Annotated in this window: 13 protein-coding genes; 9 read left to right on the top strand and 4 right to left on the bottom strand. The window is 70.8% G+C overall.

Annotated elements, in window-relative coordinates:
* Nucleotides 1–35 precede the first annotated feature (35 nt).
* The gene (locus tag OG241_RS47265; protein ID WP_405824998.1) at nucleotides 36–1010 is read right to left on the bottom strand and encodes an SMP-30/gluconolactonase/LRE family protein; all 975 of its coding nucleotides are present in this window, start codon (nucleotides 1008–1010) and stop codon (nucleotides 36–38) included.
* Between the two features lie 171 nt (nucleotides 1011–1181).
* Here OG241_RS47265 and OG241_RS47270 point away from each other — a divergent pair, with 171 nt between their 5' ends.
* The 5 genes from OG241_RS47270 (at nucleotide 1182) to OG241_RS47290 (ending at nucleotide 6314) form a co-directional block, all read left to right on the top strand.
* Nucleotides 1182–1775, top strand: coding sequence for a TetR/AcrR family transcriptional regulator (locus OG241_RS47270; protein WP_405826822.1), 594 nt, complete (start codon nucleotides 1182–1184; stop codon nucleotides 1773–1775).
* 37 nt (nucleotides 1776–1812) lie between these two features.
* Nucleotides 1813–2970, top strand: coding sequence for an alpha-hydroxy-acid oxidizing protein (locus OG241_RS47275; protein WP_405825000.1), 1158 nt, complete (start codon nucleotides 1813–1815; stop codon nucleotides 2968–2970).
* Nucleotides 2971–3116: 146 nt separating this feature from the next.
* A complete protein-coding gene (locus OG241_RS47280; RefSeq protein WP_405825002.1) occupies nucleotides 3117–4265 on the top strand; it encodes an ABC transporter substrate-binding protein in 1149 nt (382 codons plus the stop codon).
* Nucleotides 4266–4368: 103 nt separating this feature from the next.
* Nucleotides 4369–5652 carry a sensor histidine kinase gene (locus OG241_RS47285; protein ID WP_405825004.1) on the top strand — a complete coding sequence of 428 codons (1284 nt, stop codon included), beginning with the start codon at nucleotides 4369–4371 and terminating at the stop codon, nucleotides 5650–5652.
* A complete protein-coding gene (locus OG241_RS47290; protein ID WP_405825006.1) occupies nucleotides 5649–6314 on the top strand; it encodes a response regulator in 666 nt (221 codons plus the stop codon). Before OG241_RS47285 ends, OG241_RS47290 begins: the two co-directional genes overlap by 4 nt.
* Before the next feature lie 42 nt (nucleotides 6315–6356).
* Here the strand turns inward: OG241_RS47290 and OG241_RS47295 are convergent, their stop codons facing one another.
* Nucleotides 6357–7418, bottom strand: coding sequence for a DUF2235 domain-containing protein (locus OG241_RS47295; RefSeq protein WP_405825008.1), 1062 nt, complete (start codon nucleotides 7416–7418; stop codon nucleotides 6357–6359).
* Nucleotides 7419–7529: 111 nt separating this feature from the next.
* Between OG241_RS47295 and OG241_RS47300 the strand changes: the two genes are divergently transcribed.
* The 4 genes from OG241_RS47300 (at nucleotide 7530) to OG241_RS47315 (ending at nucleotide 11556) form a co-directional block, all read left to right on the top strand.
* On the top strand, nucleotides 7530–8738 hold the full coding sequence (locus OG241_RS47300) for a caspase domain-containing protein (RefSeq protein WP_405825009.1): 1209 nt from the start codon (nucleotides 7530–7532) through the stop codon (nucleotides 8736–8738).
* Complete coding sequence (locus tag OG241_RS47305; protein WP_405825011.1) at nucleotides 8735–10018, top strand: hypothetical protein; 1284 nt, start codon at nucleotides 8735–8737, stop codon at nucleotides 10016–10018. The genes OG241_RS47300 and OG241_RS47305 overlap by 4 nt, the downstream gene beginning before the upstream one ends.
* A gap of 28 nt (nucleotides 10019–10046) precedes the next feature.
* Entirely contained in the window at nucleotides 10047–11090 is a 1044-nt protein-coding gene (locus tag OG241_RS47310; RefSeq protein WP_405825013.1) for a ComEC/Rec2 family competence protein, read from the top strand.
* A 97-nt stretch (nucleotides 11091–11187) separates the two neighbouring features.
* Nucleotides 11188–11556, top strand: coding sequence for a cupin domain-containing protein (locus tag OG241_RS47315; RefSeq protein ID WP_405825015.1), 369 nt, complete (start codon nucleotides 11188–11190; stop codon nucleotides 11554–11556).
* Nucleotides 11557–11563: 7 nt separating this feature from the next.
* Here OG241_RS47315 and OG241_RS47320 read toward each other — a convergent pair whose 3' ends face one another.
* Nucleotides 11564–12943, bottom strand: a complete 1380-nt coding sequence (locus OG241_RS47320) for a vWA domain-containing protein (protein ID WP_405825017.1) — start codon at nucleotides 12941–12943, stop codon at nucleotides 11564–11566.
* A complete protein-coding gene (locus OG241_RS47325) occupies nucleotides 12940–13797 on the bottom strand; it encodes an AAA family ATPase (RefSeq protein WP_405825018.1) in 858 nt (285 codons plus the stop codon). Before OG241_RS47325 ends, OG241_RS47320 begins: the two co-directional genes overlap by 4 nt.
* Nucleotides 13798–13901: the final 104 nt, after the last annotated feature.

A 13901-nucleotide genomic window follows, 5' to 3' on the forward strand; every position in this document is an offset into this window, starting at 1 on the left:
CCCGGGAAAACAGGCCGAGTCGACGAGGGGCGCGGTTATGACGGCAGGACGTACGCCTCCAGTCGCGACCCGTTCAGCCGAGCCGCGCGCACCGGGTCGTCGGTCGGTGTGGTGGCCGCGTACAGGGTGTTGCCGTCGGGTCCGCCGACCACACAGCTCAGGGTCGGCCTGCTGGTGGCGACCCGGTCCAGGATCACGCCGCCGGGTCCCACCCGGACGCACTCGCCGCGCAGCGCGTTGGCGACCCACGCCGTACCGTCCCGGCCCGGCGCCATGCCGTCCGGGGCGATGGGACTGGCGGAGCGGGCGGCGATCGCCGGCCGGTCGAGGAAGGCGGAGACGCGCCGGGTGACGCGTCCCCGAAGTCCGGGATGGTTGAGGGACGTCCACAGGGCGGAGGGGATCAGCGGAGCCCAGGGCCGGGGCGGGCCCAGCCTCCCGTCGGGCAGTACGGGGAGTGCGGTCAGGCGCATCGCGAGCGTCTCGGCGACGAGCAGCGTGGAGTCGTCGTCGATCAGGAACATGCCGTTGGGGAACACCAACGGCTCGCTCAGGCCCAGCAGTTCGCCCTCGGGGGAGAAACAGGCGATGGGTGTCCTCGGCGGTCCCGGCGGGGCGTAGAGCATCGAGTTGGGCTGCCGGCGGACGAAGCCGTGGTAGTCGAAGCCGAAGTTGCCCACGTAGGCGCGGCCCAGCCGGTCGACGAACATGTCGTTGGCGGGACCCCCGGCGATGCCCTTGAGGTCGGCGTGCACGACCAGGGAACCGTCCGGCTCCCGCCGGTACACACAGTGCCCGTCCATGGAGACGACCAGCAGCCGCCCGTCGGGCAGCCAGCCCAGGCCCCCCGCCCGGCCGGGGACCTCGGCGACCGTCTCCGGCTCTCCCCGGGTGTCCCAGCGGTGCACCGTCCCGTGGGCGAGGTCGCAGAACCACAGGGCGTCGTCGTGCCAGCGCAGCGACTCCAGGACGCCGAATCCGTCCAGAACGACTGTGGCCCTCGGTCGCACGCCTGCCTCCTGAGGGTGCTCGTACCCGTCCGTTTCCCGCTACGGTGGCCCAGAGGAGAGAAGTAAGTCAAGCGTCCTGGACGAGTGACTTACTTCTTCTGGGCGGGTTGGCTATCCTGACGAGCGAACCCGCAGGTGAGACCGGTGTGGAGAGGAGAACGCGTGCCCCGCATGGCGGCGAGCGACCGGAGAGCGGAGCTCCTTGAGGCGGCGATCCGGGTGATGGCACGCGACGGCGTGGCCAAGGCCACCACCCGCGCGGTGGTCACCGAGGCGGACATGACCCTAGGGGCCTTCCACTACTGCTTCGAGTCCCGGGCGCAGCTGCTCGAACTCGTCACCGAGACCCTCACCGAGCGGTACGTCGCCGAGGTCCGCGGCCTGTTCGCCCCGCACAAGGACATCCGGGACAGCGTCCTGGACAGTCTGCACGCCTTCTGGAAGGGCTTTGTGGCCAACCCCGGCGAACACCAGATCAGTTACGAGCTCACCCAGTACGCGCTGCGCAATCCCGGCTTCGAGGACGTCGCCAGGAAGCAGTACGAGATCTTCCTGCGCGCCTTCGCCGGTCTGCTCGAACTCGCCGCCGAGAACGCCGGAATCGAGTGGAACGAACCGGTACCGGTGCTCGCGCGGTACGTCCACTCGATGATCGACGGCCTCAACATGACATGGCTGGTCGACCGCAACACCGCCGACAGCCGGGCCGCGCTGGAGCTGCTCGCCGATCACCTGCTGCTCCATGCCCGGCCACGAGCCGCCTGAGTCACGAGCCGCTCGACCTGAGGGAAAGGGTGCCCGCATGGCGTTCGCCGACTACCAGAACGAGATCTACCTGAACGGGCTGGGCGGTGTCCTGCCCGCTTACCCCATGGAGTTCGCCGAGCTGGCCGACCGGGCCAGGGCCGCGCTGCCGCCGTCCGTCTGGTCCTACGTCGCCGGAGGCGCCGGCGACGAGCACACCCAGCGGGCCAACGTCGCCGCCTTCGCCCGCTGGGGTCTGATCCCGCGCATGTTCGTCGGTGCCGCCCAGCGTGATCTGACCGTCGAGCTGTTCGGTCTGACACTCCCGTCCCCGGTGTTCCTCGCCCCGATCGGCGTCGTCGGACTGTGCGCCCAGGACGGACACGGCGACCTGGCCACGGCCCGCGCCGCCGCCCGTACCGGAGTCCCGATGGTCGCCTCCACCCTCTCCGTCGACCCGCTGGAGGACGTGGCCGGCGAACTCGGCGACACCCCCGGCTTCTTCCAGCTCTACACCCCGACCGACCGGAGCATCGCCGAGAGCCTCGTCCACCGTGCCGAGCGGGCCGGGTACCGGGGCATCGTCGTCACCCTCGACACCTGGATCACCGGCTGGCGCCCGAGGGACCTGGCGACCGCCAACTTCCCCCAGCTGCGCGGCCACTGCCTGGCCAACTACACCAGCGACCCGGCCTTCCGGGCCACGCTCGGCCGCTCGCCGGAGGAGGACCCGCAGTCCGCGATCCTCCACTGGACCCAGGTCTTCGGCAACCCGCTCACCTGGGACGACCTGACCTGGCTGCGCTCGCTGACCGACCTCCCGCTGATCGTGAAGGGCATCTGCCACCCCGAGGACGCGCGCCGCGCCCGCGACGCGGGAGTGGACGGCATCTACTGCTCCAACCACGGCGGCCGGCAGGCCAACGGCGGCCTTCCCGCCCTCGACGTCCTGCCCGCCGTCGTCGAGGCGGCCGGTGACCTGCCCGTCCTTTTCGACTCCGGTGTGCGCGGCGGCGCCGACATCGTCAAGGCCCTCGCCCTGGGCGCGACGGCGGTCGGGATCGGTCGCCCGTACGCCTACGGCTGCGCCCTCGGCGGCACCGACGGGATCGTCCACGTCCTGCGCTCCCTGCTCGCCGAGACGGACCTGATCATGGCCGTCGACGGATACCCGTCCCTCAAGGACCTCGTCCCCGAGGCGCTCCAGGCCGTCTGACACCCGGCGACCCCGTTCAACCGATGGGTTGAACGGGGGTTCATCCACCAGCCCCGATGAGGCTCCGTACAGCCGACGCGAAGACCCTCTCGCTCACGTCAGGCTCGAACCCCAGCAAGACTCCCCCCCATCGAGAGGCCCGCAGAGTGTCCAGTTTCCTCAGCCGACGACGTGTACTCGCCACCGGAGCCGGAGCGGCGCTCGGCGTCGGCGCGCTCGGAGCCACCGGAACCCCCGCCGCCGCGGCCTCGTCCGCCGGGTCACGTTCGTCCTCGGGCGCCGAGGAGAGCCGGACGCTTGACGAGCTGTACCAGGCCGCGCTCGCCGAGGGCGGCAAGCTCGTCCTCTACCAGGGCGGCGATGTCGACAGCCAGGGCAACGGCGTGCGCAGCGGCTTCGCGGCCCGCTTCCCGGAGATCGACCTCAAGGTCGTCGTGGACTACAGCAAGTACCACGACGTCCGCATCGACAACCAGTTCGCGACCGACACCCTCGTCCCGGACGTCGTCCAGCTCCAGACCCTCCAGGACTTCACCCGCTGGGCGGGACAGGGCCGCCTGCTGCCCTACAAGCCCGCGGGATTCTCCAAGGTGTACGACAGCCTCAAGGACCCGCACGGCCACTGGACCGCCATCGCGGTGATCGGCTTCAGCTACCTGTACAACATCGCCGCGGTCGGCGCCGACGCCCCGAAGTCCCCGCTCGACCTGATCGACCCGAAGTGGAAGGGCCGGATCGCGTCGTCCTACCCGCACGACGACGACGCCGTCCTCTACCTCTTCAAGCTGTACGTGGACCACTACGGCTGGGACTGGGCCGCCAGGTTCGCCGCCCAGGACGTGCAGTTCGCCCGTGGCAGCAACAGCCCGGGACTGGCCGTCACCAGCGGGCAGAAGGCGATCGGCGTCGGCGGCTCGGGCTCGCTCGTGCCGTCGGCCACGGCACCCACCCAGTGGGGCGTCGCCGAAGGACACCCGTTCATGGCCTGGGGCCAGCGGGCCGCGATCCTCAAACAGGGCCGGAACACCACGGCCGCCAAGCTCTACCTCAACTGGCAGCTCTCCACCGCCCAGCAGCAGAGCTCCCGCAACGGCTGGTCGGTGCGGACGGACGTCACCCCCGCGGGTGGCCTCCAGCCCGTCTGGAAGTACCCGAACGCCAACTTCGACGGCTTCCCCCGCTTCATGGCCGACCGCGCGGGGATCGAGCGCTGGAAGCAGACGTTCGCGCTGTACTTCGGTGAGGTGAAGGGGGAGCCGACTCCCGGCACGCTGGGGCTGCACCCCGGCGCGTAGCTCCGCCGGTTGAGCGGTTCACCAGTTCTTCACGGTGGTCATACAAGCGGTCGATAGACTCGGGGGTCCTTTCGATTGGATCAGTCTGCCCAAGGGGATCCCCGTGTCCGACCGTGTCCCCGTCCGTTCGCCGCTCACGGTCGGCGGTCGGCTGAGCCTGGAACGTGTCTCGCATCTGGCGTTCTTCTGCATCGTGGCGTCGGCGCTGTTGCAACTCGCCCGGCTCAACAGTGAGTTGTGCTGGTACATCGCGACCGTCAGCGGATTGCTCGCGCTCGCCTACACGGGCGGAGTGCTGCTGTGGGACCGGCTCGGGACGGCGGGGCGGGCGGCCTGGATTCCGGTGCTGCTCGCCCTGTGGGGGCTCCTCCTCTTCCTCGTCCCGCCCGCGTTGACCTCCGCCTTCGTGTGGTGTGCCCTGCCGCTGGCGTGCGCCGCGCAGCGCGTGCTCGGCCCCCGGTCCGCGACCGCGGCGCACGCCCTGATCACCGTCGTCCTGGTCACGGCACTGGCCGACGCCGACGGCCGGTTCGCGATCGACACCGTGCTGGTGCCCGTGGCGGCCGTCTGGGGAACCGTCGCCCTCTACCGCGTGCAGCAACGGGACGCCGAGGCGCGCCGGCTTCTCGTCGAGGAACTGCGTGACACGCGGGAACTCGTCGCCCGGCAGCAGCGCCGCGCGGGTGTACTGGCGGAGCGGACCAGGATCGCCCGCGATCTGCACGACACCCTCGCCCAGGAACTCGCCGGCGGGCTGATGCTGCTCCAGGCCGCCGAACGCGACTGGGAGGAGCGCCCCGACGTGGCACGCACACGTGTCCGCGCTGTCGCCGACGGCCTGGGCACCAACCTCACCGAGACCCGCCGTATGATCCGGGACCTCACCCCGGCCGCCGTCGCCGAGACCGGCATCGAGGGCGCGCTGCGGGTCCTGTGCGCGCGCTCCCAGGCCGACGGGACGGCGGCGCGGGTACGGTTCCGGTCGGTCGGCGACCCCCAGCCCGTTCTCGACGAACACGCCGCGACCACCCTGTTCCGCGTCGCGCAGAGCACACTGGCCAACGTCCGCGAACACGCCCACGCGGTGAACGTGCAGGTCACTCTCAGCCGACGGCGGCCGGACCAGGTGGACCTCGAAGTCAGCGACGACGGTGTCGGGTTCGACCCCGCCGAGGTCCTCGCCCGTACGTCACCGGGCCCGGGCCGGGGTTTCGGGCTGCCCGCGGCGCGGGCCAGGCTGCGCGAGTACGGCGGTGACCTGGACGTCAGCGGCGCGCCTGGCCGGGGCACCCGGATCCGGGCCACGGTCTGTGCGCGGCCCCGGCCGCAGCTCCCCGCCGGGTCCGTCGTGCCGGCCCAGCCGGTCCCCACGGCGACCGTCCGATGACCGAGGCCCCGCCCGGCCGGGGCGACCCGTTGCGCGTCCTGATCGCGGACGACCACGCCGTCGTACGGGCCGGTCTGCGCGCGCTCCTGGAGGGCGAACCCGATCTCGAGGTGATCGCCGAGGCCGGCAGCGGTGAGGAGGCTGTCGGGCTGGTCGCCCGGATGCTGCCCGACGTCGCCCTGATGGATCTTCGCTTCGGGAGCCCGGGAACCGGGATCGACGGGGTCGAGGCGATTCGCCGGCTCGCCGCCGAGGCGCCCGGTGTGGCGGTGGTGATGCTGACCAGCTATGCCGGACGGGCCGATGTCGTCAGGGCGTTGGAGGCGGGCGCCCGGGGCTATGTGCTCAAGGCGGGGCCGCCCGAGGAACTGTTCCGGGCGGTGCGCGGGGCCGCCGCCGGGGCGCTGGGACTGGCACCGGAGATCGTCGGCGAACTCGTCGGCCAAGTGGTCAGCCCGGAGCACGAGTTGAGCGGACGCGAGATCGAGGTCGTACGGCTGATGGCCGAGGGTCTCAGCAACCGGGCCATCGCCGCGGCGCTGTTCCTCAGCGAGGCCACGGTCAAGACACATCTCGTGCGCGTCTACCGCAAGCTCAAGGTCGACAACAGGGCGGCGGCGGTCTCGGAGGCCGTACGCCGGGGTGTGCTCGAACTGACCTGAGGCGGGCGGAGGTTGGGGACGCGTCCGGGGAGCGCCCAGGCGTCAGCCCCGGGCGGTGAGCCAGTCCCCGTCCGCCCAGGTGACGGTCTTCGGGATGCGGGAACCGTAGTCCGGCAGTTCACCGACGCGGGCGCGGACGCTCGCATGCACCCGGGCGTACGGGGGTATTCGGCGGTGCCGGTAGGTCAGCAGGGCCCAGATCCAGCCCATCCGGTGCACCTTGCCCAGCGCGTACGCGGGGCCGACCGGCACCTCGCGCCGGTATGAACCGGGCTTCAGCAGGAGGCCCTTGCCGTCGGGGGCCAGGGCGCCGTCAACCACCCACTTGAGGGCGACGGTGGCGAGACGGTGGTCGTCCTCGAAGGTGCCGCCGACATCGCAGTGGACTCCCGCGAACCACACCTGCTCGACCCCCTCCGGCAGCGCCGGCTGCTCTCCCGAGGTGACCAGGTACTCGCGGTACGGCGTGCGTTTCTCGTCGATGGAGACGGCGTGCCGGACCCGGAGGGCGTTGGGGACCTGTCGCGTGTGCGGCCAACGCAGGTTCCAGCGCAGGATGCCGGCCGCCTTCACGGAGTCCCAGAGGCCCAGGTACTCGACCGGGATACCGGTCCTGGCCTCCACCTTGATGCTGAACGTGCCCGCGAAATGGTGCAGTTGAGCCCAGTCGTCGGCGGTGAAGGTCTTGTTCCTGGCGTAGACCGACACGGCGTACGGGACGAGGTTCTCCAGACCCGGCCGCAGCAGACCGACCGCCTTGAGCATGCCGGTGAGCGCACGCGCCGTGTACGCGCCCCGGCTGAAGCCGAACACGTAGATGTGGTCGCCCGGTTCGTACTCCCGCATCAGATACGTGTACGCCTCCGCGAGGTTGACCCTGATCCCGGAACCGAAGGCGAGCCCGAAGAGCTTCGACAGCCGGCGGCCCACGGTCGTCACGGCGCCCGCGGAGGAGAACGTGCCTACCCCGGGGTCGTAGTACGCGATCTGCCGGGCGGGATCGGAGAGATCCAGCATCTCGTAGAGCCGTACGACGTTCGTGTTGCCCTTCGCCTTGAGTTGATTGCCCGTGCCGTCCAGACAGATGACGAGGTTCCTGGCCATGGCGGCCTCACCTTCACTGACGTATGCCAGGACATATAGCGCATTAAGAAATATAGTAGGAGAAATGATGCCAATGGGCATGCTCGGGAGCGGTGGTGTTCCGGAGGATCCATGGCCGGTTCAGTGATCCATCTCGAAGATCTGGCCGCCGTCGCCGACGAAGCGGCGGCCGCCCCGCCCCGTACGCACGCGCTGGTCGTCGGAGTCGGCAAGTACCCGCACCTCGACGGCGGTGAGTCACCGGTCGCCGACTCCGACGGGATGCACCAGCTCAGCTCGCCCCCGGTGTCGGCCCGCGCCTTCGCCACCTGGCTGCTCAGCGAGTACAACGACCCCGAACGCCCGCTCGGCAGCGTGGCCCTGCTGCTCAGCGAGGAACACCCGACGCCGTTCACCGACCCCCGTACGAGCACCGACCACGACGTCGACGAGGCCACGATCGGCAACATCGTCACCGCGGTCGGCGACTGGTACGACCGAGGCGACAGCCACGTCGACAACCGGCTCCTCTTCTACTTCTGCGGACACGGCGTCTCCCAGGGCGAGGACATGGCGCTGCTCGCCGCCGACGTCTTCGCCGACCACCACAACCCCCTCAACGGAGCACTGGACTTCGCCGGCCTCATGAACGGCCTCAAGCGGTGCAAGGCCGGCCAGCAGGTGTTCTTCGTGGACGCCTGCCGCGCCAACTCCGATGTGCTGATCGAGAGTTCGGGTACCCATTTCGCCGGCTGCACCCCGCTCGGCGCCGGCGCGCGCCCGTTGGACCTGCCCCGGCGCTTCCACATCCCCTACTACGCCACCCTGGCCGGCGACAAGTCGTACGGCAGGGCCGGCCAGGTCAGCCTGTTCACCGAGGCCCTGCTGAAGAGCCTCGCCGGGGCCGCGAGCGACGACCCCGAGGGCGACTGGCAGGTCAACACATCCCAACTCCTCACGGCCATCGACCACTTCATGCACCAGCCGAGCTTTGCCGGAGCCGTCGCGAGCGTCCAGGTCCCCTCGGTCGGTGAGCTGCCCGTCTTCGTCCTCCACCAGCTGGCCGGGACCCCGGTCGTCCCGGTGTACGTCGGCTGCGACCCGGCCGGCGACAACGCCGAGGCCGAGTTCGTGTGCCGGGAGGGCGGACAGGACGGCCCGGAACGGCTGCGCCGGCCGGCCGGCGACATCGACACGGACGACCCCGAGAGCGAGTGGGCCATCGAACTCGGCTTCGGCAACTACGTCTTCGAGGCACATCTCGGTGACCACGAGGTGCGGAGAAAACCGGTCACCGTGCGTCCGGTGTTCCGGCGCGTCCAGCTGGGGAAGCCGTCATGAGTACCGGACTGCAGGTGACCGTGGCGCTGAGCCTCCACGAGTCCGACCTGCCCTACGGAGCCAAGGTCGTCGGCGACATCTACCCGGCCGACGGCACCGGCAGCGCCCTCCGGGACGTCCTCTTCCCCTGCGGGACCTCCGCGCCGGCGGCCCGCTACGAGGTCGACCCCGGGCGCTATCTCGTCTCCGCCACGCTTCCCTCCGGCATCGTGCTCTCCAAGGACGCGGAGGTCAGCGAGGGCAGGGACACCCATGTGACACTGCGTACCGCGCCCTCGCCCTACGAGTCGCACTCCTGGCAGTACCTCATGGGCAACATCGAGTCGTACGGCGCCTATCACGACGACGAGACGATCGAGGTGCCCCGGTCGCAGGGCTCGCGTTCCGGGGTGTGGGAGACGGGCGGGGTGGTGGCGCCGGGCAGCGCCGTCTGGGTCGGCGACCCGAAGCCCGACAGCTGGCACTTCCCCACGATGCTCGCCCTGACCGGCGGCCCGTCACCGGAACCGATCGCCCTCGACCTGGCCCACTCGGCGCCACACACCGTGCCCAGCCTCGACCTCGGCGACTCCGCCGCTCGCCTCTACCGCTTCGGCCCGCACGGCCCGCTCGACGAACAGGGCGAGCCCGCCCGGCAGGGGCCCACGGGGCAACGGCAGTTCCTGGTCGTCTCGCTGACCGGCGCCGAGTACGTCGTCACCCTCCCCGCCCCCTGGGGCAACGCGCAGATCGAGGTCCTGGTCAACGAACGCCAGAGCCCGACCGGCAGCACCGTCTCCGTCACCGTCCGCGACAGCCGGGTGGGGCCCGCCCTCGGCTACATGGCCCGGGGCGCCTTCGACACTGCGGCGGCACTGGTCAAGGACGCCGAGGACATGCTCTACGCCAAGATGGAGAACCCCCTCGCCGCGGTGGCCGGCGCCTACATCCTGGTCGGCAGCGAGCTCACCGAACGCCGGCACCGCTGGGACGACTGGCTCGACCATCTGCGCCGCGAGTTCCCCTGGCTGAGCGACGGCTCGCTGCTGTGGGGCATGCGCCATCTGCGCCGGGCCCACACCGAGACCGAGCTGAGCGAGGCACGGGACGCGCTCGTCGAGGCCTTCGACCGAGGCGTCCCGGTCTTCACCCTGGGCCTGAGCCGCCTCATCCACGGCCTCTCCGAGTTCCCCGACGACCCGGAGTGCGCCACCCGCCTCGACCAGGCCCGGCTGCTGTCCTACCGCGTGGACATGCGCGAGCCGTTCGTGATCGTCGGACTGCGAGGGGTGCCCCAGTAGCGCGAGAGACCCGACCAGGGAGGCCGCGATGATCCGGTTCACGATGCTGCCCGGCGAGGACGGCGACTGTCTGCTCCTGGAATACGGCGACGACACCTTCGTCCGGCGGATCCTCGTCGACGGCGGGCGCACGGGCACGTATCCGCTGGTCAAACCGGTGCTCGCCGGCCTGGACGGGCTGGTGGACCTGCTCGTCGTCACGCACATCGACCAGGACCACATCCTCGGAGTGCTCGCCCTCCTCGACGACCCGGAGCGGCCGGTGGAGATCGGGGACGTGTGGTTCAACGGCTTCGACCACCTGCTCGACACCGAGGGGTTCGGCGCCCAGGACGGAGAGAAACTCACCAGCGCGCTGCTCGCACAGAAGGTGCCCTGGAACGACGCGTTCGGCGGGCGCGGCGCCGAGGTCGGGCGGCAGCTCGGGTGGTTCGACGACGGGTCCACGATGGAGGTGCTCTCGCCCGACCGGGGGCAGCTGGAGAAGCTGGCCCCGGTGTGGGTGCAGGAGTGCGCCGCCCATGGACTGATCCCGGGCCGGGACCCCGACGAGCCGCCCGTCGTCCCCGGCTTCGAGCACTTCGGCGGCGACGTGAACGTGGAGCAGCTTGCCGCGACACCGTTCAAGCCGGACAAATCACCGACGAACCTCACCAGCATCGGACTGCTCTTCGAGTTCCAGGACCGGCGGATCGTCCTCACCGGCGACGCGGACGACCACCGGCTCGTCGAGTCGCTACGCCCCAGTGCCGAGGCGGCGGGCGGACGGCTCCACGTCGACGTCCTGAAGGTCGCCCACCACGGCAGCGGCCACAACCTCTCCAACGAGCTGCTGGACCTCCTGGACTGCGACCGCTACCTGATCTCCACCAGCGGCGCCCGGCACAACCACCCCGACGACATCGCCATGTCCCGCATCCTCCAGCACGGCGGAGCCGGCAAGGAGATCGTCTTCAACTACCGCGACCGTGCCGAGCTCTGGGACGTCGCCTCCCTCAAGGACCGCTTCGGCTACACGGTGACAGCACCGGCACCGGACGCGGCGGACGGCTTCGTGACCTTCGAACTCTGACACCGGAGGTCCCTCCGATGGCGGCCCCGGCTTGACGGGCGGACGATGGAGTCAGACGGGGGTCCGACAGTCATGGGGGGAATGGGAGGCAGCGGACATGCTGGAGATCAAGACGGTAGAGAAGCCGGACGAGCGGCGCGATTTCCCCAAGGGACACGTCGAAGCCGTACACATGAGCGGCCTCGACTTCGCCATCGGAACCTTCGAACCGGGCTGGCGCTGGTCCGAGTCCGTAGGGCCCATCGCGGGCACGAAGAGCTGCGAGATCCACCACAACGGCTATGTCCTCCAGGGCCGAATGCACATCGTCATGGACGACGGCGGCGGCGAGCAGGAAGTCGGCCCCGGCGACGTCTTCGTGTGCTCGCCCGGGCATGACGCGTGGGTCGTCGGCGACGAACAGTGCATCGTCCACGACTTCGCGGGACCCATGGCCCAGGACTACGCGAAGGCGAAGGGAAGCTGACCTGGGCTCACACCGGCAGCAACCGGGTGATCAGCGCGCCGAGTTGGCGGGCGTTGCGGCACTCGCGCATCTCCACCAGCTCGGCGTACGCCGGCGCCGCCGAGTCGCCCGTGCCCCACTGCGGCCGCCCTTCCGGGTTCAACCAGTAGACGCGACGGGCCCGTTCGGCCAGCTGCCGTACGGCCGGCAGGTTCGGGTCGCTCATGTTCGTACGGGCGTCACCGAGCACGAACACCGTCGTCCGGGGGCCGACCGCGTCGGCGTACCGCTGGGTGAACTCGCCCAGGGCGACGCCGTAGTCGCTGCTGCCGTGCCAGCCCGTCAGCGTCGCCTCCGCGCGGATACGGGCGCCAAGGCCCTCGGCGTCGGCGGCGCCGTGCACGAGCAGGCCGGTCACCTCGTCGACCCGGTTGACGAAGGCGAACACACGGACCTTGCTGAACTGGTCATGCAGCGCCTGCACCAGCAGCATCGTGAAGTCGGAGAAGCCGGCCACCGAGCCCGACACATCGCACAGCAGCACCAGTTCGGGCCGGGCGGGCCGGCGCCGGCGCAGTACGGGCCGCATCGGCACCCCGCCCGTCGACAGTGACGCGCGCACCGTGCGCCGCAGATCGATCGAGCCGCGTGCGGCCTTGCGGCGGCGGGCCGCCAGCCGCGTGGCCAGCTTGCGCGCGAGGGGCTGAACCGTCCGGCGCAGCTCGGCCAGCTGGGTACGCCCGGCGAGCAGGAAGTCGACCCGGTCGGCGGTCGGTGCCACCGCCCGCCGGGCGATCTCGTCCCGGCCGCGCCGCTCGGCCACCCGGCGCCGCGCCTCCGCGCCGACCAGCCGCCGGAACTCCTCGATCCGCCGCCGGATCTCGTCGTCGAGCAGCCGGTCCGCGAACCCCGTCTCCCCGGCGCCCTCCCGCAGGCTCGTCCGCACCCGGGCCAACAGCGTCTGCGGCCGCAGCCGGTCCAGCGTCTGGTACGACGACCAGCCGTCCGATCCCGGCGAGGAGCCGTAGCCGCCGAATCCGTCGACCGCCTCGGCGGCCAGCCGGGCCAGCAGCGCCTGGTCGTTCGCGGCCAGCGCGGCGGCGAGCCGGTCGCGCAGTTCGTCCCGCTCGGCGGGTCCGGTGCCGGGCCCCCCGACGCCCCGGGGAAAGTACAGGTCGAACACCGGGTCGAACGTCGGGCGCTGGTCCGTGCCGTGCAGCAGGGTCGCGGCCAGCCCCTCGCGCAGCAACTCCCGGTCAGAGAAGCCGAGTACGGCCACCGCCTGCGCCGCGTCCACGGTCTCCCCGGTGCCGATCCGCACTCCGTGCGCACGCAGCGCGCCGACCAGCCCTGTCAGCCGTTCGGCGACATCGGCCCCTGAACCGGCGTGTGCCGACGGCGCGTTCACATCGCGTCCAGGTCCAACTTGGCGTTCGCCTTGAGGACGTCGTCCTGGTGCTTGAGGAGGACGCCCAGACTGTCTCGTACAACCGTCTCGTCGAGCGTGTCCGCCCCCAGCGCCAGCAGGGTGCGCGCCCAGTCGATGGTCTCGGCCACTGACGGCACCTTCCGCAGGTCCATCGCGCGCAGCGCCCCGACCACCCGTACGACCGACTCGGCCAGCGCCGCGTCCAGTTCCGGGACGCGCAGTCGTACGATGCGGCGCTCCAGGTCGGGGTCCGGGAAATCGATGTGGAGGAAGAGACAGCGGCGGCGCAGGGCCTCGGACAGTTCGCGGGTGGCGTTCGAGGTGAGGACGACGAAGGGACGGCGGGTCGCGGTGATCGTGCCCAGCTCGGGGACCGTGACCTGGAAGTCGGAGAGCACCTCCAGGAGCAGACCCTCCACCTCGACGTCCGCCTTGTCGGTCTCGTCGATCAGCAGCACCTTCGGGTTGTCGCCGCGAATGGCGGTCAACAGCGGCCGGGGGAGCAGGAACTCCTCGCTGAAGATGTCCGTGCGGGCCGCGTCCCACGTCTCGTCGCGGCCCGCGCTGATGCGCAGGAGCTGCTTGGCGTGGTTCCACTCGTACAGCGCCCTGGACTCGTCGACCCCCTCGTAGCACTGGAGGCGGATCAGCTCGGCGCCGGCTATCTCGGCGACGGCCTTGGCCAGCTCGGTCTTGCCGACGCCGGCCGGGCCCTCCACCAGGAGCGGCTTGCCGAGGCGGTCGGCGAGGAAGACCGTGGTGGCCACGGCGGGCGAGGCCAGATACCCGGTCTCGGCCAGGCGTGCGGAGACATCGTCGACGGATGTGAACAACGGGGCCTCCAGCACGGGCGTGAACGGGTTCCTGAGTCACTATCTAAGCGCTTGTTCACCGCGCCTGTCACGCACGAATCCGCGCGACGGCACTCCGCCGCCGT

Source organism: Streptomyces sp. NBC_01390 (assembly GCF_045040105.1).
Lineage (GTDB): Bacteria > Actinomycetota > Actinomycetes > Streptomycetales > Streptomycetaceae > Streptomyces.